A 21000-nucleotide genomic window follows, 5' to 3' on the forward strand; every position below is an offset into this window, starting at 1 on the left:
GGTGCGCTTTCGGATTAATTCACTTTTATCCAATTAATACTTATAAGGATATTTAAATGAAAAAAGCGATACTGGGTTTATTACTCTCTTCCTTTTTCGTGGCAGGCGCAGCGCACGCGGAAGATCGCTCCGCTGTGGTGGATATTAATGGTGTGTTAAGCGCGCCAAGCGAAGGGGATTGTACGGTCCTTCCTTCAACCACCTCCATCGCGCTTGAAGATTCAATCGATAAACTCCCCATACAGGATGGCGCTGCGGCCCATATCAACAGTACGTTTACCGTTACGGTTGGAGGCGACCTGGTTTGCATCGATAAAATTCAAGCCGGGCGCGTAGGGATTAAATTCACAGGCACAGTTGATAATGCCAATGGAACGGTGCTTGCCAATACGGATACCAGCGAAGCCGCAGCTAAGGGTGTAGGGATTGGTCTGTATGCTACTGACGGCAGTCCGCTCAACATTAATACTTACCGTCCAGTTATAAATAGCGCGATGCCAATTAGCCTGGGCTTACATATGGTTCAGCTTAATGGCCAGACGCCGGAAGCAGGCAATATTCATAGCGCACTGACGATTGAAGTTGTGCGCCTCTGAAATAAAAAACCCGCTGAATACGTTTATCAGGTTTTTTAAATGAGAAGACTTTTATGAAAAAACTGGCATTAACACTCGCTCTGGGCGCTACGCTTATCGCCGGTTCGGTTCCGGTGCAGGCGCAGGATATCGGGCACGATATGGTGATTTACGGTCGGCTACAAACAGCGGCAAGCGGCTGCACCGTATTAATGAGCAAATATGTGCTTACTCTTCATCATGAAAATGAAAGTTTGCCTGTGCAGGGCAGCGATATTAATCCCTTCAATGCAGACGACCATGTTTATGTGCAATTGGGCGGCAAAAACTGCGATGCCGACGAAGGCTATAAAAATATCGGCCTGAAATTCCTTGGCACGGCGGATAGCGTCGAAGGAAATACCCTCGCGAATACCGATACCAGCAGTACTGCCGCACAGGGTATTGGCATTCAACTCACCGACTTTGAGCACAAACTCATCACGCCCAACGTGACGGTCGCCACATTCCCAGGCGCTAATAAAAGCGGTGACGCAAGCAACTTAACGGCTTCTTTCCCGCTTTATCTTTCACTGGTGAGTCTGAAAGGCCAGGAGTCGACGCAGGGTAACGTCTCGACAAACCTGACGGTGCAAATTGAACGTCTGTAAAGGGCGCGGTTTGGGTTAATCCATTAATACCAGACCGTACGTACTCATTAATTAGGACATCATGATATGAAAAAATTATTGTCGGGCCTGATAAGCGCAACGCTGCTTATGGCTGGCACAGCTCAGGCTAAAGATATGTCGGCTAATATCATCATTTCTGGGAAGCTGAAACCAGCCGAATTTACCTGTAGCGTGGCGCTGAGTGAGAGCTCCGTATCTGTGCTGGAAAACTCAGATACGCTCATTAAACAAGGCGACAATGCTACCTCTCCCGTTACCGTTCAGGCCAGCGTTGATGGCGGCCCGGAATGCGACAAACTGGCGGATCAGGGTAAAATTGCCTACAAATTCATGGGGGTTGCCGACGATGCCGACGGCACGGTGCTGGCAAACTCTCTGACTGATGAAACCGCGGCAAAAGGTGTGGGAATCGGCATTTTTAATAGCCAGAATGAGCCGGTGCCATTAAATACAGGTCGCCTGGGTGCGCAAGGCGGAAGCACTTTCGGTCTGCAAATGGTGCAGTTAACCAATCAGGAAGCGGTTGCGGGTAATATTAATAGCACTGTAACTGTGCAGATTGAGCGTCTTTAAAAACACATGCCTGTCCTGGACAGGCATTTCCCCGTGGCTGACGCAAGCTGGCCATCAGGTTTATTAATAGATTTGCTCAATAAGGTTTTTTATTACCGCAAGCTGGCTATCGGTTATGTAACAAAAAAATCAATTACGTTATCTGTTAGCTAAAAGCTGACGGCCCGGACATTTATCTTTGCCTCAAAAAAGACTTAAAGCCTGTTTAATAACAATTCAAAATTTTAATAAAAAACGCAATTAACGAACAAGGAGGTGGCAGGCATAACCATACGGATCTGCATTTATTATCTTTTATCAATTTTAAGGTGATCAAAATGAAAAATAAACTTATCGGTTTCTCGCTAATATCGTTCATTGCTCTAAGTACGGCGCATGCCGAAGATTCGAGCTCTGTGCTTTCTGTCTCAGGTACGGTGACCGCAATCTCTACGGCATGCCAGATTGAATTGAATAAAAGCAGCATCAATCTAACTGCTGATACCAGCAATATCATCAAGCAAGGCGCTAAATCTACCTCTATTGCACCCTTTTCAATGTCTGTCTGGGGCGTGGATAACAACTCAACCTGCGCTCAAAAATTGTGGAAAGGCAAAATAGCGGTCAGGTTCGTTGGCACGCACGACAACGCTGATGGCACCACATTTGCTAATACAGCGACTGGCGAGGAAGCCGCCGGTGGCGTCGGTATCGGTATCTTTGAAACCAATAACACGCCTGTTGATATTAACCAGCCCTATCTGCTGGGTGATAAGTCAACTGTTGCTGTGAAATACTTAGGGCTCCAGCTCGTTGAACTTAACGGGCAGACGGCGACAAAAGGCAAAGTAACAGGTGATGTGACTTTCCAGATTGAACGGCTTTAATCATCACGCCCATCGCAAGGTGGGCGTTTTTGTTGCTATGCATTCAAGCCGGAAAAAATAAGAATGACTACGCCGCAGGCGCAGCGTTGCGGCCCCCTCTCTTACCAGATTTCCCTGCTGGCTTTTTAGGCGCTCCAGCAGTGACTCTGCTTTTGCCTCTCCTGGCTGTGAAAGCGTTATATAAAACCCCTTTTTGGTGCTTTTAAATATAGCCACGCCCTGTATGCAATCGTTTGCTTTTACCATTCAGTCCGATAAAATGGCCGCTTTTCCACCGTGGGATTGCCGTTGATGTCCGTTGATACCGTAGAGTCTGAAAAATCGCAATCGGTTGCGCCTGCTCGTGCCAGTGAACTGATTTACCGTCTTGAAGACAGGCCGCCCCTGCCGCAAACGCTGTTCGCCGCCTGTCAGCATTTGCTGGCGATGTTTGTCGCGGTCATCACGCCCGCGCTGTTGATTTGTCAGGCGCTCGGTTTACCGGCGCAGGATACGCAGCACATCATCAGCATGTCCCTGTTTGCGTCCGGCGTGGCGTCCATTATCCAGATTAAAGCCTGGGGACCGGTGGGCTCCGGGTTGCTCTCTATTCAGGGCACCAGCTTCAACTTTGTTTCACCGCTTATCATGGGCGGTCTGGCGCTGAAAAACGGCGGCGCGGATGTGCCGACGATGATGGCGGCGCTGTTCGGCACGCTGATGCTGGCAAGCTGCACAGAAATGCTGCTTTCCCGCGTACTGCACCTGGCGCGCCGCATTATCACGCCGCTGGTTTCCGGCGTGGTGGTGATGATTATCGGTCTTTCGCTGATTCAGGTAGGGCTGACCTCTATCGGCGGCGGCTACGCGGCAATGAACGATCACACCTTCGGCGCGCCGAAAAACCTATTATTAGCTGGCGCGGTACTGGCGGTGATCATCCTGCTTAACCGCCAGCGCAACCCCTATCTGCGCGTCGCCTCGCTGGTTATCGCCATGGCCGTGGGTTATCTGCTGGCGTGGGCGATGGGCATGTTGCCGCAAAGCAGTGCGCCAGCGAACGACTCGCTCATTATGGTGCCCACGCCGCTCTACTACGGCCTCGGCATTGACTGGAACCTGCTGGTGCCGCTGATGCTGGTCTTTATGGTGACGTCGCTGGAAACCATCGGCGATATCACTGCAACGTCTGATGTCTCTGAGCAACCGGTCTCCGGCCCGCTTTACATGAAGCGTCTGAAAGGCGGCGTGCTGGCGAATGGCCTCAACTCCTGCGTTTCCGCCATCTTCAACACCTTCCCGAACTCTTGTTTCGGGCAAAACAACGGCGTCATCCAGCTGACCGGCGTTGCCAGCCGTTACGTGGGGTTTGTGGTGGCGCTGATGCTGATTGTGCTGGGACTCTTCCCGGCCGTCAGCGGTTTCGTGCAGCATATTCCGGAACCGGTGCTGGGCGGCGCGACGATTGTGATGTTCGGCACCATCGCCGCCTCCGGCGTGCGTATTGTCTCCCGCGAGCCGCTCAACCGCCGCGCCATTATGATTATCGCGTTGTCTCTGGCGGTGGGTCTGGGTGTCTCCCAGCAGCCGCTTATCCTGCAGTTCGCGCCGGACTGGGTGAAAAACCTGCTCTCTTCCGGCATCGCCGCAGGCGGCATTACCGCCATCGTACTGAACCTGATTTTCCCGCCCGAAAAAGCGTAATACTTTCCGATGGCGGCGCCCTGCCGCCATCGCTGTTACCCTCTTTGACAATCCCTGCCTTGAGCTATATGCCTAAATGGGGCATAACTCCATCACCGGAACTTCACAGGATGGAAGATAATGAAATTTCTTGGAAAGCTCATTCTTACCCTGCTGGCGGCCGTTCTGATTGTTCTGCTGGCGTTTTATATCCTGCTGCAGACACGCTGGGGCGCCGGATGGATAACCAGTTGGGTTAACGGCCACAGTGACTACCACATCACCTTTGATGAAATGGATCACAGCTTCTCTTCGCCCTCGCATCTGGTGCTGAAAAACGTCACTTTTGGCCGCAACGGTCAGCCCGCCACGCTAGTGGCGCAGAGGGTGGATATTGGCCTCAGCAGTCGCCAGCTCACGGAGCCTTCCCATGTGGACACCATTCTGCTGCAAAAAGGCACGCTGAACTTTTCGCCCTCCACCGCTCCGCTGCCTTTCCGCGCCGATAACTTACGGCTCAGCGAGATGGCCTTTAACAGCCCTAATACCGACTGGGACCTGAGCGCGCAGCGCGTAAACGGCGGTCTCAGCCCCTGGTTGCCGCAAGCCGGTAAAATTCTGGGCACTCAGGCGAACATACAATTAAGCGCGGGGTCGATGACGCTAAACGGCGTGCCGTTCAGCAACGTTTTTATTCAGGGCGCGATTAATAAAGACCAGGTTACGCTCTCCAACATTGGCGCAGACGTGGCGCGCGGCGCGCTGACCGGCACCGCCCGGCGCAATGCCGACGGCAGCTGGGTGGTGGAAAGTCTTCGTATCAGCGATGTTCGGCTGCAGAGCGATAAAAGCCTGAGCGATTTTTTCAAACCGCTCACTACAATCCCTTCTCTGGCGCTGGGCCGCCTTGAAATCACCGACGCGAGGCTGGAAGGCCCCGGCTGGGCGGCGACGGATCTTGATGTTAGCGTGCGCAACCTGACGATTGCGAAGGGCGACTGGCAGAGCGAAGAAGGCAGGCTTTCTATGAACGCCAGCGAGTTTATCTCCGGCTCGCTCCACTTTTTCGACCCGATAGTTAACGCTGATTTTTCGCCGCAGGGCATTGCGCTGCGTCAGTTTACGACCCGCTGGGAAGGGGGCATGGCGCGCGCTTCCGGCAACTGGCTGCGCGATGGACGCGCGCTGGTGCTCGATGAAGTGGCGCTGGCGGGGCTGGAATACACCCTGCCGGCAGACTGGAAAAAGCAGTGGCAGCAGAAGCTGCCTGACTGGCTTAACAGCATCACGGTAAAAAGGCTGGCCGCCAGCCGCAACCTGATTATCGATATCGACCCACTCTTCCCCTTTCAGCTCACGGCGTTGGATGGCTATGGCAATAATTTGCAGCTGGCGCGCAACAGCCAGTGGGGAATTTGGGGCGGCAACGCCACGCTTAACGCCGCCGCCGGCACATTTAACCGCATCGACGTGCGTCGCCCTTCCATTACGCTTAACGCGAACGCTTCAACGATCAACGTTACCGAACTGAGCGCGTTTGCCGGGCAAGGCATGCTGGAGGCCACAGCCGCTATTTCGCAATTGCCGCAGCGCCAGGTCACACTCAGCCTGAACGGACGCGCGGTGCCGGTAAACGTGCTGCGCAACTGGGGATGGGCGCCGGTGCCGCTGCAAGGCGACGGCAACCTGCAACTGACCGCCAGCGGCAGCCTGGCGGCGGGCTCGCCGCTGCGCCCGAGCGTAAACGGTCAGCTACAAATCACAGGCGCCAATGGGCAACAGGTTCAGCAAGTGATGCAGGGCGGCGTGGTGCCGGGCGCGTAAGCCGCTTTGCGCCTCATTTCAACGGGGAGAGGCGAGACGTCAACGAATGGACGAACAGCGCCGGCAAGCAACGCGTCACCGGCCCTGTTCTCTCTTCAGTTCACGGCGAAGCACGAAAAGCGTTACTCCTCTTCGTTGCCGCCTTCTTCCAGCGGCCCGAAGGGTTTGGCTGGCAGAACGATGTAAATACCTTCAAACACCGCGCCCGGCGTATCGTCGCCAAACAACTCCACCTGTAACTGCACCCGCGCTTTGCGCCCGCGCGCCAGGCGGTCGAGGTCGCCGCTCAGGGAACCTAAGTCGGCGATGGCGCCCGGCTTTCCGGTGATCGGGGTGCTATAACGGATATGGGCATCGGCGAGGATAATAGTGCCGCCAAGGTGGCGCTCGCGCAGCATCAGCCAGATAAGCCCCCAGCCCGTAAGGGTGGCGAGGGAAAACAAGCTGCCAGCGAACAGCGTATGGTGCGGGTTCTGGTTGCCGGTTTCCGGCATGGTGGTAATAAATTTTTGCCCGGTGTACTGGAGAATGCGCACGCCCATCTTTTCACTGAGCGGAATATGCTGGTACCAGGCTTGCTGAAGCTGGGCGCACCAGTCCGCGCGGTGCAGAATATCATCCAGCGTCGCCACCGGTTTTATCATCAGAAAGTGGCGCAACGGCGTGGTCTGCGGCGTGGTGATTTCGCCCTGGTTGACGAACCCCAGCTTGGCGAAAAAATCTACCGCATCCTCGCGGGCGCTGCACACCACGCGTTTAACCCCTTCCTGGCGGGCGACCGACTCCAGCGTCATCGCCACCAGCGTGCCCAGGCCTTTATCCTGAACGGAAGGATGCACCGCCATAAAGCGGATAGCCGCTTCATTGTCGGCATTGATATAAAGCCTGCCGATGGCGACCGGATTGCCCTCTTCGTCCACCACCATCTGGTGATGCGCCATGGCATCGTAAGCGTCGCGCTCGGAGCCTTTCGGCTGATGCAGCGGCTTACGCAGCATCTCCCAGCGAAACTGGTAGTAGCGCTCAAGTTCTTCTTCAGTCTGCGGTACGCGAAGGTGATACATAGCTGTACTCTCTCTGGTTACCCGCGGCCATGCGGCAATCTGGCTCATACCTGCAACCAGAAGGTTACCGGCCCATCATTGGTCAACGACACTTGCATATCGGCGGCGAAACGTCCGGTCTGGGTCGTGATGCCCTGTTCACGGCAGCGACCGACAAAATAGTCGTACAGCGCCTGCGCTTCCTGCGGCGGCGCGCCGCGCGAAAAGCTCGGGCGCATGCCGCGCTCCGTATCCGCCGCCAGGGTGAACTGCGACACCACCAGCACGCTGCCGCCCGCCTGCTGCACGTTAAGGTTCATCTTGCCCGCGTCATCGCTGAAAATACGGTATCCCAGCACGCGTTCGCACAGACGGTTCGCCTTCTGCTCGTCGTCATCCTTTTCGACACCTAACAGCACCAAAAGTCCCGGGCCGATTTCCCCCGTCACCTCGCCCGCCACGCTGACGCTTGCCTGCGTGACCCGTTGAATTAATGCAATCATGGCTCCTCAGCTTCTTCTTTTGCCGCTTCTTTTAATTTTCGGTAATCGCCGAGAGTGACAGTTATTTCCGCGCCAAGCAAGACGATGCACCAGGTCCAGTAAACCCAAAGAAACAGAATCGGGACAACCGCCAGCACGCCGTAAATAAGCTGATAGGAAGGAAACATGGTGATGTAGAGGGCAAAACCTTTCTTACCCAGTTCAAACAGCAGCGCCGCTACCAGCGAGCCTATCAGCGCATCTTTAGCCGGGACGCGAGTCGTCGGAACAACGCTGTAAAGCAGCCAGAAAGAGAGCCACGAGAGCAGCAGCGGGAAGATACGCAGCACTTCGTCAATCATGCTGTCAAAGCCGCTTGCCCAGCGCAGGGAGAGCACCCAGGCGCTGATGGCAAGGCTCGCCCCCGCCAGCAAAGGACCAAGGGTGAGGATCATCCAGTAGACAGCGAAAGAGTAGATTTTCGGCCGCGTCCGCTGGCTGCGCCAGATGGTGTTAAGCGCGCTGTCGATGGCGTACATCAGCAGCAAAGAAGTGACGATAAGCCCAATCGCCCCGACTGCCGTCATCTTGTTAGAGTTAGCGACGAACTGCTCAATATAGCGCTGAATAATATCGCCAGTCGCGGGCATAAAGTTAGCGAACACAAAGTGCCGCAGTTGCAGGCTAACATCCGAAAACATCGGAAACGCCGCGAACAGCGCAAAAATAACCGCCACTAAAGGCACCAGCGACAGAAGCGACACATAGGCCAGGTTACCGGCAAGCGTCGTCATATTGTCCTGATCGATACGGTGCCAGAGCAGCTTCAACCAGGCCACAAGGGGCCGGGTTTTTTGATGAACGGTTTTTAACATGACAGCTTCGCAAAGTAGTCCGGCACGGTTTCTTTTCCCGTCACCAAAATACTGGTGATGCCAGCCTGTTGGGCTCCTTTAATATTATCGGCGTTATCGTCGAAAAATACCGCTTCACTGGGGCGAAAGCCTTCCTGTTCGAGCACCTGCTGGTAGATAGCAGGCTCGGGCTTACGCAGGCCCATCTCCTGTGAAAGGTAAATATTATCCGCAGCAGCGCGAATTTCCGGATATTGCTCCGGCCAGTAAGTGGTATGCAGACGGTTGGTATTGGAAAGCACCACCACGCGATGCCCCTGCTTGCGCAGCTTATGCATGATGTCGATAACGTCCGGGCGCAGGGCGACAAACACCGCCTGCCAGCCAGCGGAAAATTGCTCGAAGCTCAGCGGCAGCGCCATCTCTTCGCAAAGCTTACGGGCAAACGCTTCGTCGCTGAGTTCGCCGCGTTCATGCTGATGGAACGCTTCGCCCATGGTGAAGCTTTTTTGCAGATTCGCCAGCGGCACGCGGCTGTAATCACTCCAGACACCCAGTACGCGATTGAAGTCGATATCGACAATGACGTTACCTAAATCAAAGATATAGAGCATGACACTCTCCCCTGTCGGCCATGGAGAGGTAACTGTAGCGGGAAAGGCGATATTTGACTACGCACAAGCGCATGGCTTGCAAAACAGAAAGGAATAAAGGGGAATTTTCGGCGCATGCGGCCGGATAGCATAACGCTCTCCGGCATAAAAAATTAACGCTTTTCCTGCTCGCCAAGGGCGCTGACCTGCACAATTTCAACATGCCCCGCCTTGAGCAAGTTATGCAATGCCGGGCCGGGAAGCTCATCCGTAAAAAGCGCGGCGGCTTGCACGACATTGCCTATCTCTACCGCTGCCGAAGCATGATATTTGGTGTGATCGGCGGCGAGCAAAATATGACGGGAATGCGCCATCATGGTCTTGGCAACGCTTGCTTCGTTAACATCAAACTCCAGCATTGCGCCATCATTCTCAATCGCCCCTACGCTTGTCACCAGATAATCGGCGCGAAACCCTGACACAAACGCCGTTGCGGCCGGCCCTATTATTCCGCCGTTATGGGGGCGCAACGTGCCGCCCGGCACCATCACTTCGAACCGGGGGTTTTTAAACAAAATATGCGCGACCCGCAGACTGTTAGTGATAATGCGAAGATGGTTATGATTGAGCAACGCCCGCGCCACATGCTCAACCGTGGTGCCAATGGTAATAAACACCGTCGAGCCATCAGGGATATAGTCGGCAATGGCTTCTGCGATCGCGCGTTTCTCCTCCGTCATAGAGACTTCGCGCTGCTCAAAAGCCGTATTTATCACGCTGGACGCACGTCCTGCACCGCCATGATGCCGGGTTATTAAACCCTGCTCGCTGAGTTTGCGAATATCCCGACGCACCGTCTGGGTTGAAACGTCCAAAAGTTGCGCCAGTTCGTCAATATTCATGTAACCGCGATCGGCAATCAGCGTCAGCAATTGATCGTGTCGCGGATTACCGGTTAGTTCGGTAAGGCTCATAGGCTGTCCTCTAAAAACCATCACGCCCCGCATTTTATACAAAAAGTGACAGAAAAGAGCGGGTTTGATCACAATCAGGGATACCGTCACGTCCGCCTGGCCGGGTGCATTTCAATGCCGCTACTGCGCTGGCGAAGCGAACGACCTCCTCCGTTGGCGCCTGTTGCGCCAGCCCCACGGCCATGGCGCCATGGAAAACGTCGCCCGCGCCAGTGGTATCGATAACCTTGACGGAAAACCCAGGCTGATGACACAGCGTCCCATTTTTCAGCCAGTAGCAACCGTCACTTCCCTGCGTGACATAAACAAGACCCTCTGTGAGCGTTTGCGCTCTTTTAAGCGCCTCCGCAGGCGCTTTGCTTGCGGTCAGCCGCTGTAAACCCGGGGAAGAAAAGACAGCGTGATCGCTTAAAGCAACCAGGTCAGAAATGTCCTGTGGGGTAGTATCGCCATCCAGCAGCGTGGTAACGTGATGCTGGCGGGCCTGAGTAAAAGCTTGTTTCGCGCCATCGTGCCAGCGCACATCCGCCAGCACCACATCCCATTGAGAAAAGTCAATCGCCTGCAGCCAGTCGGCGCAGGCCGGAAGTTCCGGGCCAGCATAATTGACAATAATCCGCTCACCATGGGCATCCACAAAAACGCCAGAATGCGACGATCGCGCCCCGGAAAATACGCGCGTATAACGTGTTTTTACCCCCAATGACTCCAGCTCGCTGAGCACGCTTTTCCCCGTGTCGTCGTCACCAACACGGCCAATAAAATCGACCTCTGCGCCCAGTTTTGCTGCGGCTACGGCCGCTGTCGCAGCAGGCCCGCCACCGACTTCTTTGTAATTGTTAGCGACATACTTCCCCCCTTCGCCTGGTAAATCATTGAGATACCAGATGCGATCCAAAACGGTAATACCGACACAAGCGATACGAGCCATAAGGTTTCCTTTCTGCTTTTCCGAATGTCGCCATTTTAAGTTCATCAAATGTTTAAAAAGTGACGACTGTCAATTTTTTGACCATAAATTACAAATACGATCAAAAATAACCAGAGCAAACGCTCAATTATTGACACAATTTGACATCAACATCTTTCAGGAGAGAAACATGCCGGTAATCGCTTTTATAGGGCTTGGACAGATGGGCGCGCCGATGGCGAGCAACCTGCTTAAGCATGGCCACCAGCTTAAGGTGTTTGATGTAAACCCACAGGCGGTCGAGCAGCTTGCAAAACAAGGCGCAACCGCTTCGCCTACGGCGGCGCAGGCCGCTATCGATGCAGAATTTGTTATCACCATGCTGCCTAACGGCGACCTGGTCCGCTCCGTACTGTTTGATGAAAACGGCGTCTGCGAGGGGCTATCCCGCGAAGCGCTGGTCATTGATATGTCCACTATTCATCCCTTGCAGACCGATCGGTTGATTACTGACATGAAGCAGCGCGGTTTCAGCATGATGGATGTGCCCGTAGGCCGCACTTCCGATCATGCTATCGCCGGCACGCTGCTGCTGTTGGCAGGCGGCACACCAGAGCAGGTAGAACGCGCCAGGCCGGTTTTAATGGCGATGGGCAACGAGCTGGTTAACGCGGGCGGACCGGGGATGGGCATTCGCGTCAAGCTTATCAACAACTACATGAGTATTGCGCTTAACGCGTTGTCGGCAGAAGCCGCCGTACTGTGTGAGGCGCTTGGTCTCTCTTTCGATGTCGCGCTGAAAGTCATGAGCGGTACGCCCGCCGGTAAAGGGCACTTCACCACCTCCTGGCCGAATAAAGTGCTGAAAGGCGATCTTTCCCCCGCCTTCATGATCGACCTCGCCCATAAAGATCTCGGGATCGCGCTGGACGTCGCCAATCAACTGCAGGTGCCGATGCCGCTCGGCGCCGCTTCTCGCGAAGTCTACAGCCAGGCGCGTGCTGCCGGACGCGGACGCGAGGACTGGACAGCCATTCTTGAACAGGTGCGAACGTCAGCTGGCCTGGCCCGCAAAATTTAACCAGTAAAAGGAACAAGATATGTCCCACTACACGCTTAACGATATCACCCGACCTTCCGGCGGCTTCGCCATGCTGGCTGTCGATCAGCGCGAAGCCATGCGTTTAATGTTTGCTGCGGCGGGCGAACCTGCCCCTGTAGGCGATCGGGTGCTCACCGACTTTAAAGTTAACGCCGCCAGGATCCTGTCGCCCTATGCCTCTGCAATTCTGGTGGATCAGCAATTTTGCTACCGCCAGGTCATTGAGGAAAAGGCTATCGCGAAGAGCTGCGCCACTATTGTCGCCGCCGATGAGTTTATTCCCGGCAACGGGATTCCCGTCGATAGCGTGATTATTGATAAAAAGATCGACCCGGAAACGGTGAAGCGCGATGGCGCGAAAGCGCTAAAACTGCTGGTGCTATGGCGTAGCGACGAGGACCCGCAGCAGCGGCTGGAGATGGTCAACGCATTTAATCAGCTATGCCACGCCAGCGGTCTGTTAAGCATCATCGAACCCGTTGTTCGTCCGCCGCGTCGCGGCGACAAGTTTGATCGCGAGCAGGCGATTATCGACGCGGCAAAAGAGCTGGGAGATAGCGGCGCGGATCTCTATAAAGTCGAGATGCCGCTCTATGGTAAAGGCCCTCAACAGGCGTTGCTCGCCGCTTCGCAAAGGCTCAACGAACACATCAATATGCCCTGGGTCATTCTCTCTTCGGGCGTGGATGAAAAGCTCTTTCCACGCGCCGTCCGGGTGGCGATGACCGCTGGCGCCTCAGGTTTTCTTGCAGGCCGTGCCGTCTGGTCATCCGTCATCGGCTTACCCGACGCGCAAGCAATGCTGCGAGATATCTCCGTCCCGAAATTACAGCGCTTAGGCGAGATTGTTGACGAAATGATGGCAGGCCGCTGAGAAAAGGAACAGAACATGAAATGGTTTAATACGCTGAGCCATAACCGTTGGCTGGAGCAGGAAACGGATCGCATTTTTGATTTCGGCAAAAAGGCGGCGGTGCCAACCGGCTTCGGCTGGCTGGGCAACAACGGCCAGGTCAGAACGGATATGGGCACGCATTTATGGATAACTGCCCGTATGCTGCACGTTTACGCCGTTGCCGCCGCGATGGGCCGCCCTGGCGCGCTGGCGCTGGTGGAGCATGGCATCAACGCCCTTAACGGCGCGCTGAAAGATAAGCAATACGGCGGCTGGTATGCCTGTGTGAATGATGAAGGCGTTGTAGACGCCTCAAAACAGGGCTACCAACACTTCTTCGTCTTGCTTGGCGCCGCCAGCGCGGTGACCACTGGTCATCCTGCCGCCCGCCCTTTACTGGATGAAGCCATCGAAGTTATCGAAAACTATTTTTGGAGCGAAACGGAGCAGATGTGCCTCGAGTCATGGGACGAGGCGTTCAGCAAAACGGAGGATTACCGCGGTGGAAACGCCAACATGCATGCCGTGGAAGCGTTTTTAATTGTTTATGACGTTACTCATGACAAGAAATGGCTCGACCGGGCATTACGCATCGCTTCGGTAATTATTCATGACGTAGCCCGCAAAGGCGAATATCGCGTTAACGAACATTTTGACGCCAGCTGGAATCCTATCCGCGATTACAACAAAGAAAACCCCGCCCATCGTTTTCGCGCTTACGGCGGCACGCCGGGTCACTGGATTGAGTGGGGACGGCTGATGCTGCACCTTCGCGCTGCTCTCGAAGCCCGTTTTGAAACGCCGCCAGCATGGTTGCTGGAAGATGCAAAAGGGCTTTTTCACGCCACTATTCGCGATGCCTGGGCGCCAGACGGCGCAGACGGTTTCGTCTATTCCGTAGACTGGGATGGCACGCCTATTGTTCGCGAACGTGTTCGCTGGCCGATTGTTGAAGCGATGGGTACCGCCTATGCCCTTTATACCGTAACCGGCGATCCGCAATACGAAGCCTGGTATCAGAAATGGTGGGACTACTGCATTAAGTACCTGATGGATTATGAAAACGGCTCCTGGTGGCAAGAGCTGGACACTAATAATCAGGTCACCACTAAAGTCTGGGACGGAAAACAGGATATTTACCATCTGCTGCACTGCCTTGTTATCCCCCGCCTGCCCCTCGCGCCAGGCTTAGCGCCCGCCGTTGCCGCCGGGCTGCTGGATAAGAACGCTAAATAAGCAACACGCAGGGAGAACAGGCATGCATAAAAGCGGAAAAACCCTTGTGCTGAACGCCGGGCGCTATCAGGCAAAAATCGTTACGGTGGGCGCAGGCCTCGCTGAGCTGACTTACCTCGGGCGACATCTGGTCGTTCCGCATAAGCCGGAAGAGATGCCCCCGGCCCATATGGGAAAAGTTTTACTTCCCTGGCCTAACCGTATCGCTGGCGGTCGTTATCACTACGCGGGAAAAATCTTTACGCCCGCGATTAACGATAGCGAGTCTGGCTCGGCGATACATGGGCTGCTGGCGTGGCAAAACTGGCAGGTTGCGCATCAGTCGGCCTCTGAAGTCACCTTAACGGCTTTCTTACCGCCGACCTATGGCTACCCTTTTATGCTTGCCTGCGAAGTGACCTGGCGATTAGACGCGCATGCGGGCCTGAGCGCCTGCATCGCTACGCAAAATTTAGGGGACGAGCCTGCGCCTTACGGTGCGGGCGCACACCCTTATTTAACCTGCAATCTGGAAAAAGTAGACAGCTGCACGGTCGTTATACCCGCCGAACAGGCGTTCAGTGTGGATGCACAACGTCATCCTCTGCATTTAGTCGATGCGCATGAGCTGGGCTTGCTGTTCTCAACGCCCCGGAAAATCGGCGCGACGCTTGTCGATCATACCTTTAAAACGCTCGCAAATGGGAAGGCGTGGGAGGTGAGGTTAACCAGCCAGCGTCAGGCCATGTCCACCTTTCTGCGTTCCGATCAACCCTGGCTGCAAATTTATACCGGCGACAAGCTAAACCGGATTGGGCTTGCCGTTGAGCCGATGAGTTGTCCGCCCGACGCGTTTAATTCCGGCCTGGACTTACTCTCGCTGGCGCCAGGCCAGACGCATCAGCTGCGTTTTTCCATCGGCGGCGAATAACAAAAACAGAAACGAACAACTTACCGAACTACCTTACAACGGAGATCGTTATGACTTCTCAACAAACGGGTTCAGATGACCTTGAGCTTATTGAACAAAGCGACGGCTTTACGCTTATCTGGCAACAGCGTCTCATTTTGCGCCATACCGCTCAGGCGCCCTGCTTGTGGACTGGCGCGGGCGAGGCGGACATCGCGATGTTTCGCGGCAACTTCAGCATTAAAGATAAGCTAAACGAAAAGATCGCCCTGACTAACGCGTCTGTCACGAAACAATGCACAGGCTGGACTATCCATTTTACTCGCGGCGATGCCGTCAGCGCGACGTTGATTATCGATACCGATGCCGCAGGCCGTCTTCAGTTGCGCCTGCAAAATGAGGCCAGCAGCCATAACCGCATCTGGCTGCGTCTGGCGGCGCAGCCGGAAGATCATATTTACGGCTGCGGCGAACAGTTCTCCTGCTTTGACCTGCGCGGCAAGCCGTTCCCGCTCTGGACCAGCGAACAGGGCGTCGGTCGCAACAAACAGAGCTATGTAACATGGCTTGCAGACTGCAAGGAAAATGCGGGAGGCGACTATTACTGGACCTTCTTTCCGCAGCCGACCTTTGTCAGCACGCAAAAATACTACTGCCACGTTGATAACAGCTGTTACATGAACTTCGACTTCAGCGCGCCGGAGTTTCACGAACTGGCATTCTGGGAGGATAACGCCACGCTGCGTTTCGAATGCGCGCAAACCTATGTTGCGCTTCTGGAAAAACTGACCAACCTGCTGGGACGCCAGCCGGAGCTACCCGACTGGGTCTATGACGGCGTGACGCTGGGCATTCAGGGCGGCACCGAAGTTTGTCAGCAGAAGCTGGAAACGATGCGCAACGGCGGCGTGAAAGTTAACGGCATATGGGCGCAGGACTGGTCGGGCATCCGTATGACCTCTTTTGGTAAGCGCGTGATGTGGAACTGGAAATGGAATGGCGAGCTTTACCCGCACCTTGCTGAACGAATCCAGCAGTGGAACCGCGAAGGCGTCCAGTTTCTCTCTTATATCAATCCCTATGTCGCAAGCGATCGCGACTTATGTGCGGAGGCGGCGAAACGCGGTTATCTGACAAAGGATGCGCAGGGCAAAGACTACCACGTTGAGTTTGGCGAATTTTACGCAGGCGTTATCGATCTGACTAATCCAGAGGCGTACGACTGGTACAAAGGCGTTATCAAGCAAAACCTGATTGCGCTGGGGTGCGGCGGCTGGATGGCGGACTTTGGCGAATATCTGCCCACCGATACCTTCCTGCATAACGGCGTGAGCGCGGAGATCATGCATAACGCCTGGCCTGCGCTGTGGGCAAAATGCAACTACGAAGCGCTGGAAGAGACAGGCAAGCTTGGTGAGGTGCTTTTCTTCATGCGCGCAGGCTACACCGGCAGCCAGAAACATTCCTTGATGATGTGGGCAGGCGATCAGAACGTTGACTGGAGCCTGGATGACGGGCTGGCGTCGGTGGTGCCGGCCGCGCTCTCTTTAGCCATGTCCGGCCATGGCCTGCACCACAGCGATATTGGCGGCTACACCACGTTGTTTGATATGAAACGCAGCAAAGAGCTTCTGCTTCGCTGGTGTGATTTCAGCGCTTTTACGCCAATGATGCGCACCCACGAAGGGAACCGCCCGGGCGACAACTGGCAGTTCGACAGCGATGCGCAAACTATTGCCCATTTCGCACGAATGACAACAGTCTTCACAACGCTTAAGCCCTACATCAAACAGGCGGTTGCGCAAAACGCCAAAAGCGGCTTGCCGGTAATGCGGCCTCTGTTCCTTCATTACGAGAACGACCCTCGCGCTTATACGATCAAGTACCAGTATCTTTTTGGCCGCGATCTGCTGGTCGCTCCCGTTTATGAGGAAGGGCGACGCGACTGGACGCTTTACCTGCCTCAGGATAGCTGGGTCAACCTCTGGACGGGCGAAGAGTGCGGCGGCGGAGAGATCACCGTCAACGCGCCTCTCGGTCAACCACCGGTCTTTTACCGCGCGCAAAGCGAATGGGCTTCGCTGTTCAATGTGTTACGTCTTATCTGATAAGGCTCGCCCGCAGGACACTCTCCTGCGGGCAGAAGGAGAAATATAATGAGTCAACACGTATCCGACCCGGCTACCCTGCGCCTGCCGTTCAAGGAAAAAGTCGCCTATGGCATGGGCGACTTAGGTTCCAATATCCTGCTGGATATCGGCACGCTCTATTTACTGAAATTTTATACTGACGTACTGGGACTCCCTGGCACCTACGGCGGCATTATCTTTTTGATAGCCAAGTTCTTTACCGCGTTTACCGACATGGGTACCGGCATCATGCTGGATTCGCGGCGTAAAATCGGCCCTAAAGGCAAATTCCGTCCTTTCGTTCTGTATGCGGCCTTTCCCGTGACGCTGCTGGCTATCGCTAATTTTGTCGGCACGCCTTTTGAAATCACCGGCAAAACAGTGATGGCGACTGTGCTGTTCATGCTCTATGGGCTGTTTTTCAGCATGATGAACTGCTCTTACGGCGCGATGGTGCCCGCTATAACCAAAAATCCCAATGAGCGTGCCTCGCTGGCGGCATGGCGCCAGGGCGGCGCGACGCTTGGGCTGCTGCTCTGTACGGTTGGCTTCGTACCGGTAATGAACCTTATCGAAGGCAATCAGCAACTGGGCTATATCTTCGCCGCTACGTTGTTCTCATTGTGCGGCCTGTTTTTTATGTGGTGGTGCTATGCCGGGGTGAAAGAGCGCTACGTAGAAGCGCAGCCTGCAAGCCCGGCGCACAAGCCTGGTCTTTTACAATCTTTTCGCGCCATTGCGGGCAACCGACCGCTTTTCATTCTCTGTATAGCCAACCTCTGCACGCTGGGGGCATTCAACGTCAAGCTGGCCATTCAGGTCTATTACACCCAGTACGTACTTAACGATCCGATACTGCTTTCCTGGATGGGTTTCTTCAGCATGGGATGCATTTTCATCGGCGTCTTTTTAATGCCTGGCGCGGTGCGCCGCTTCGGCAAAAAGAAAGTTTATATCAGCGGCCTGTTGATATGGATCGCGGGGGATTTGCTCAACTACACGATGGGCGGCGGTTCGGTGAGCTTTGTCGCGTTTTCCTGCCTGGCATTCTTTGGTTCGGCTTTCGTCAACAGCCTGAACTGGGCGCTGGTTTCCGATACGGTGGAGTATGGGGAATGGCGCACCGGCATACGGTCAGAAGGCACGGTTTACACCGGCTTTACCTTCTTTCGCAAAGTCTCTCAGGCGTTGGCCGGTTTTTTCCCTGGCATAATGCTCACGCAGATAGGCTATGTGCCTAATGTGGCGCAATCCGCAGGCACAGTCGAAGGTCTGCGACAGCTGATTTTTATCTACCCCTGCGTGCTGGCGGTTATCACCATAGTCGCGATGGGATGCTTCTATAACCTCAACGAGAAGATGTATGTCCGCATCGTTGAAGAGATACAAATGCGTAAACGTATGGCCTGAACGTTTTTGACAGAGCGCCCGCAAGGGCGCTGTGGGGGCGATGATGAACCGTAACGCTGATCCGCTGACGCTAAAACTGAGCCTGCGTGAAAAATGCGCCTATGGAATGGGTGATTTTGGCTCAAACCTGATGCTTTGCATCGGTACGCTTTATCTTTTGAAGTTTTATACCGATGAACTGGGCATGCCCGCATTTTATGGCGGAGTTATCTTCCTGGTGGCGAAGTTTTTTACCGCTTTTACCGATATGCTGACCGGGGTGCTGTTAGATTCCCGCCGCAATATTGGTGAGAACGGCAAATTCTGGCCCTTTATTCTTTATGCTTCCGTACCCGTTGCGCTGGTCGCCACGGCGCAATTTATGGCTAACGACTTTAGCCTGACGGTAAAAACCGCCATTGCTACCGTCCTGTTTATGATGTTTGGCCTTTTTTACAGTCTGATGAACTGTTCCTATGGCGCCATGGTGCCCGCCATCACTAAAAACCCTGACGAACGCGCGCAGCTTGCTGCATGGCGTCAGGGAGGCGCAACGCTTGGGTTATTGTTGTGTACGGTAGGTTTTATGCCAGTGCAGTCGCTTTTTAACGCCAACCCTTCGCAGGGCTATTTTTTCGCTGCGCTGCTGTTCGCCCTCTGCGGATTACTCTGCATGTGGTGGTGCTATAACGGGGTGCAAGAGCGCTATGTGGAGGTAACGCCTGAACATCATAAACCCAGCATGATTAAATCGTTCTGCGCCATTTTCCGTAACCCGCCGCTGTTGGTGCTGTGTATCGCCAATCTCTGTACGTTGGCTGCTTTTAATATCAAACTCGCCATTCAGGTTTATTACACCCAGTACGTGCTGAATGATATTCATCTGCTTTCATGGATGGGCTTTTTCAGCATGGGCTGCATTCTGATCGGCGTTTTCCTGGTGCCTGGCGCGGCAAAGCGGTTTGGTAAAAAGCAGGTTTATCTTGGCGGGCTAACGTTATGGGCAACCGGCGACGTGCTGAACTTTCTTTGGGGCAGCAGCTCGCTGATGTTTGTGTTTTTTTCCTGTATGGCTTTTTTCGGGACGGCATTTGTTAATAGCCTGAACTGGGCGCTGGTTCCAGACACGGTTGATTATGGCGAATGGAAAACCGGGATCCGCACCGAAGGGTCGGTTTACACCGGTTATACTTTTTCTCGAAAAATTTCCGCAGCGCTGGCCGGTTTTTTACCCGGCATTATGCTGGCGCAGATTGGTTATGTTCCAAATACGCTTCAAAGCGCGACGACGTTGCTTGGTCTGCGCCAGCTTATATTTCTTTGGCCCTGCGGCCTGGCGATAATAGCCGCATTAACTATGGGCTTCTTTTATAAACTTAATGAAAAACGCTTCGCTTTTATTATTGAGGAGATAAGTACGCGTAAAAACAAATCGTGCCAGCAATCTGCAACTAATACTGAAAATAAAGCGTCAGCAGTCACTTTATAACTATAAACCCGGCCATGAATTCTCTCCTGTTAAACAGGAGGGGAGGCCTTTCTGTACTTTATACATGGAAAAACTATGAAAAGAGTCGTTACCGTTATGCTTTTTTCTTCCGTGTCCTGCTCTGTTCTGGCAGGCGCATATGTCGAAACACGCGAGGCTTACAACACCGCCTCTGATTTACATGAGGTTATTCTTCGGGCTGGCTATAACTTTGACATGGGCGCAGGCATTATGGCGACAAATGCCTATAATGTCGGCCGATGGGATGAGCTGAAGCACAGCTATAATGAGATAGAAGCATGGTATCCGCTGTTCAAACCCACCGACAGATTAACATTCCAGCCTGGCGCGCTTATTAATGACAATCGAAGCGGTTCAGGTGGCGCTGTCTATTTAGATACTAAATATAAATTCACTGACTGGTTTAATCTGACGCTCCGTTATCGTTACAACCGCACAAATTATGATACGCCCGACTTTAATGGGAACATGGATAAAAATGACACCCATGAGTTTGCAAACTACTGGAGTTTTAAATTAACCGATCAATTCACTTATATCTTTGAGCCGCATTTCTTCCAGCGGGTGAATGATTACCACAGCAAAAATGGTAAAGATCATCACTGGGAAATTACCAATGGTTTTAGATATAAAGTGGATCAACACTGGCTGCCTTACCTGGAGCTTCAGTGGCTCGACAGATGGAATGCGTATAACAAGGAACAGTATCGTATTCGTTTAGGATTGAGATATTCCTTCTGAAGTTATTAACCGACGTTTGAAAAGCAATGACGTGAAGCAATAAAAAAAGCCGCTAAACTCAGCGGCTTTTTCATAGCAACTA

Annotated in this window: 20 protein-coding genes; 14 read left to right on the forward strand and 6 right to left on the reverse strand. The window is 53.9% G+C overall.

The genetic code is table 11. The features are described from left to right. The first annotated feature begins 56 nt into the window (after nucleotides 1-56). The 6 genes from ACU4F7_RS21610 (at nucleotide 57) to ACU4F7_RS21635 (ending at nucleotide 6171) form a co-directional block, all read left to right on the forward strand. Nucleotides 57-596 (forward strand): fimbrial protein, encoded by a 540-nt coding sequence (locus tag ACU4F7_RS21610; RefSeq protein ID WP_481637744.1) that lies wholly within the window; start codon nucleotides 57-59, stop codon nucleotides 594-596. Between the two features lie 53 nt (nucleotides 597-649). Further along, the gene (locus ACU4F7_RS21615) at nucleotides 650-1225 is read left to right on the forward strand and encodes a fimbrial protein (RefSeq protein ID WP_029589939.1); all 576 of its coding nucleotides are present in this window, start codon (nucleotides 650-652) and stop codon (nucleotides 1223-1225) included. A 66-nt stretch (nucleotides 1226-1291) separates the two neighbouring features. Then, nucleotides 1292-1819, forward strand: coding sequence for a fimbrial protein (locus ACU4F7_RS21620; RefSeq protein WP_481637745.1), 528 nt, complete (start codon nucleotides 1292-1294; stop codon nucleotides 1817-1819). 317 nt (nucleotides 1820-2136) lie between these two features. Continuing rightward, nucleotides 2137-2685: a fimbrial protein gene (locus ACU4F7_RS21625; RefSeq protein WP_029589941.1), complete on the forward strand. Its 549-nt coding sequence runs from the start codon at nucleotides 2137-2139 to the stop codon at nucleotides 2683-2685. 291 nt (nucleotides 2686-2976) lie between these two features. After that, nucleotides 2977-4368 carry a nucleobase:cation symporter-2 family protein gene (locus ACU4F7_RS21630; RefSeq protein ID WP_481637746.1) on the forward strand — a complete coding sequence of 464 codons (1392 nt, stop codon included), beginning with the start codon at nucleotides 2977-2979 and terminating at the stop codon, nucleotides 4366-4368. A 120-nt stretch (nucleotides 4369-4488) separates the two neighbouring features. Further along, nucleotides 4489-6171, forward strand: coding sequence for an AsmA family protein (locus ACU4F7_RS21635; protein ID WP_481637747.1), 1683 nt, complete (start codon nucleotides 4489-4491; stop codon nucleotides 6169-6171). 122 nt (nucleotides 6172-6293) lie between these two features. Here the strand turns inward: ACU4F7_RS21635 and fabY are convergent, their stop codons facing one another. From fabY to ACU4F7_RS21665, 6 genes are all read right to left on the reverse strand, one after another. Further along, nucleotides 6294-7235: a fatty acid biosynthesis protein FabY gene (gene fabY / locus ACU4F7_RS21640; RefSeq protein ID WP_481637748.1), complete on the reverse strand. Its 942-nt coding sequence runs from the start codon at nucleotides 7233-7235 to the stop codon at nucleotides 6294-6296. Between the two features lie 44 nt (nucleotides 7236-7279). Beyond that, the gene (gene dtd / locus ACU4F7_RS21645; protein ID WP_029589945.1) at nucleotides 7280-7717 is read right to left on the reverse strand and encodes a D-aminoacyl-tRNA deacylase; all 438 of its coding nucleotides are present in this window, start codon (nucleotides 7715-7717) and stop codon (nucleotides 7280-7282) included. Then, a complete protein-coding gene (locus tag ACU4F7_RS21650; RefSeq protein WP_024560797.1) occupies nucleotides 7714-8571 on the reverse strand; it encodes a virulence factor BrkB family protein in 858 nt (285 codons plus the stop codon). The genes dtd and ACU4F7_RS21650 overlap by 4 nt, the downstream gene beginning before the upstream one ends. Next, the gene (yihX, locus tag ACU4F7_RS21655; protein WP_029589946.1) at nucleotides 8565-9164 is read right to left on the reverse strand and encodes a glucose-1-phosphatase; all 600 of its coding nucleotides are present in this window, start codon (nucleotides 9162-9164) and stop codon (nucleotides 8565-8567) included. Before yihX ends, ACU4F7_RS21650 begins: the two co-directional genes overlap by 7 nt. A 152-nt stretch (nucleotides 9165-9316) precedes the next feature. Further along, nucleotides 9317-10117: a DeoR/GlpR family DNA-binding transcription regulator gene (locus ACU4F7_RS21660; protein WP_029589947.1), complete on the reverse strand. Its 801-nt coding sequence runs from the start codon at nucleotides 10115-10117 to the stop codon at nucleotides 9317-9319. 34 nt (nucleotides 10118-10151) lie between these two features. After that, nucleotides 10152-11048 (reverse strand): sugar kinase, encoded by an 897-nt coding sequence (locus ACU4F7_RS21665; RefSeq protein ID WP_481637749.1) that lies wholly within the window; start codon nucleotides 11046-11048, stop codon nucleotides 10152-10154. A gap of 169 nt (nucleotides 11049-11217) precedes the next feature. Between ACU4F7_RS21665 and yihU the strand changes: the two genes are divergently transcribed. The 8 genes from yihU to ompL all read left to right on the forward strand — a co-directional run bounded on the left by yihU (nucleotide 11218) and on the right by ompL (nucleotide 20918). Then, nucleotides 11218-12108 carry a sulfolactaldehyde 3-reductase gene (gene yihU / locus ACU4F7_RS21670; RefSeq protein WP_029589949.1) on the forward strand — a complete coding sequence of 297 codons (891 nt, stop codon included), beginning with the start codon at nucleotides 11218-11220 and terminating at the stop codon, nucleotides 12106-12108. Between the two features lie 19 nt (nucleotides 12109-12127). Next, nucleotides 12128-13003, forward strand: coding sequence for a sulfofructosephosphate aldolase (gene yihT, locus ACU4F7_RS21675; RefSeq protein WP_481637750.1), 876 nt, complete (start codon nucleotides 12128-12130; stop codon nucleotides 13001-13003). A gap of 15 nt (nucleotides 13004-13018) precedes the next feature. Beyond that, nucleotides 13019-14260 carry a sulfoquinovose isomerase gene (gene yihS / locus ACU4F7_RS21680; protein ID WP_481637751.1) on the forward strand — a complete coding sequence of 414 codons (1242 nt, stop codon included), beginning with the start codon at nucleotides 13019-13021 and terminating at the stop codon, nucleotides 14258-14260. A gap of 22 nt (nucleotides 14261-14282) precedes the next feature. Continuing rightward, on the forward strand, nucleotides 14283-15170 hold the full coding sequence (locus tag ACU4F7_RS21685; protein WP_481637752.1) for an aldose-1-epimerase: 888 nt from the start codon (nucleotides 14283-14285) through the stop codon (nucleotides 15168-15170). Nucleotides 15171-15220: 50 nt separating this feature from the next. Beyond that, nucleotides 15221-17257: an alpha-glucosidase gene (locus ACU4F7_RS21690; protein WP_481637753.1), complete on the forward strand. Its 2037-nt coding sequence runs from the start codon at nucleotides 15221-15223 to the stop codon at nucleotides 17255-17257. Between the two features lie 48 nt (nucleotides 17258-17305). After that, complete coding sequence (locus ACU4F7_RS21695) at nucleotides 17306-18688, forward strand: MFS transporter (RefSeq protein WP_481637754.1); 1383 nt, start codon at nucleotides 17306-17308, stop codon at nucleotides 18686-18688. Nucleotides 18689-18731: 43 nt separating this feature from the next. Further along, nucleotides 18732-20156 carry an MFS transporter gene (locus ACU4F7_RS21700; RefSeq protein ID WP_481638764.1) on the forward strand — a complete coding sequence of 475 codons (1425 nt, stop codon included), beginning with the start codon at nucleotides 18732-18734 and terminating at the stop codon, nucleotides 20154-20156. 75 nt (nucleotides 20157-20231) lie between these two features. Beyond that, nucleotides 20232-20918, forward strand: a complete 687-nt coding sequence (gene ompL, locus ACU4F7_RS21705; protein ID WP_024559161.1) for a porin OmpL — start codon at nucleotides 20232-20234, stop codon at nucleotides 20916-20918. Nucleotides 20919-21000 lie beyond the last annotated feature (82 nt).

It is taken from the genome of Franconibacter pulveris (genome assembly GCF_056780215.1).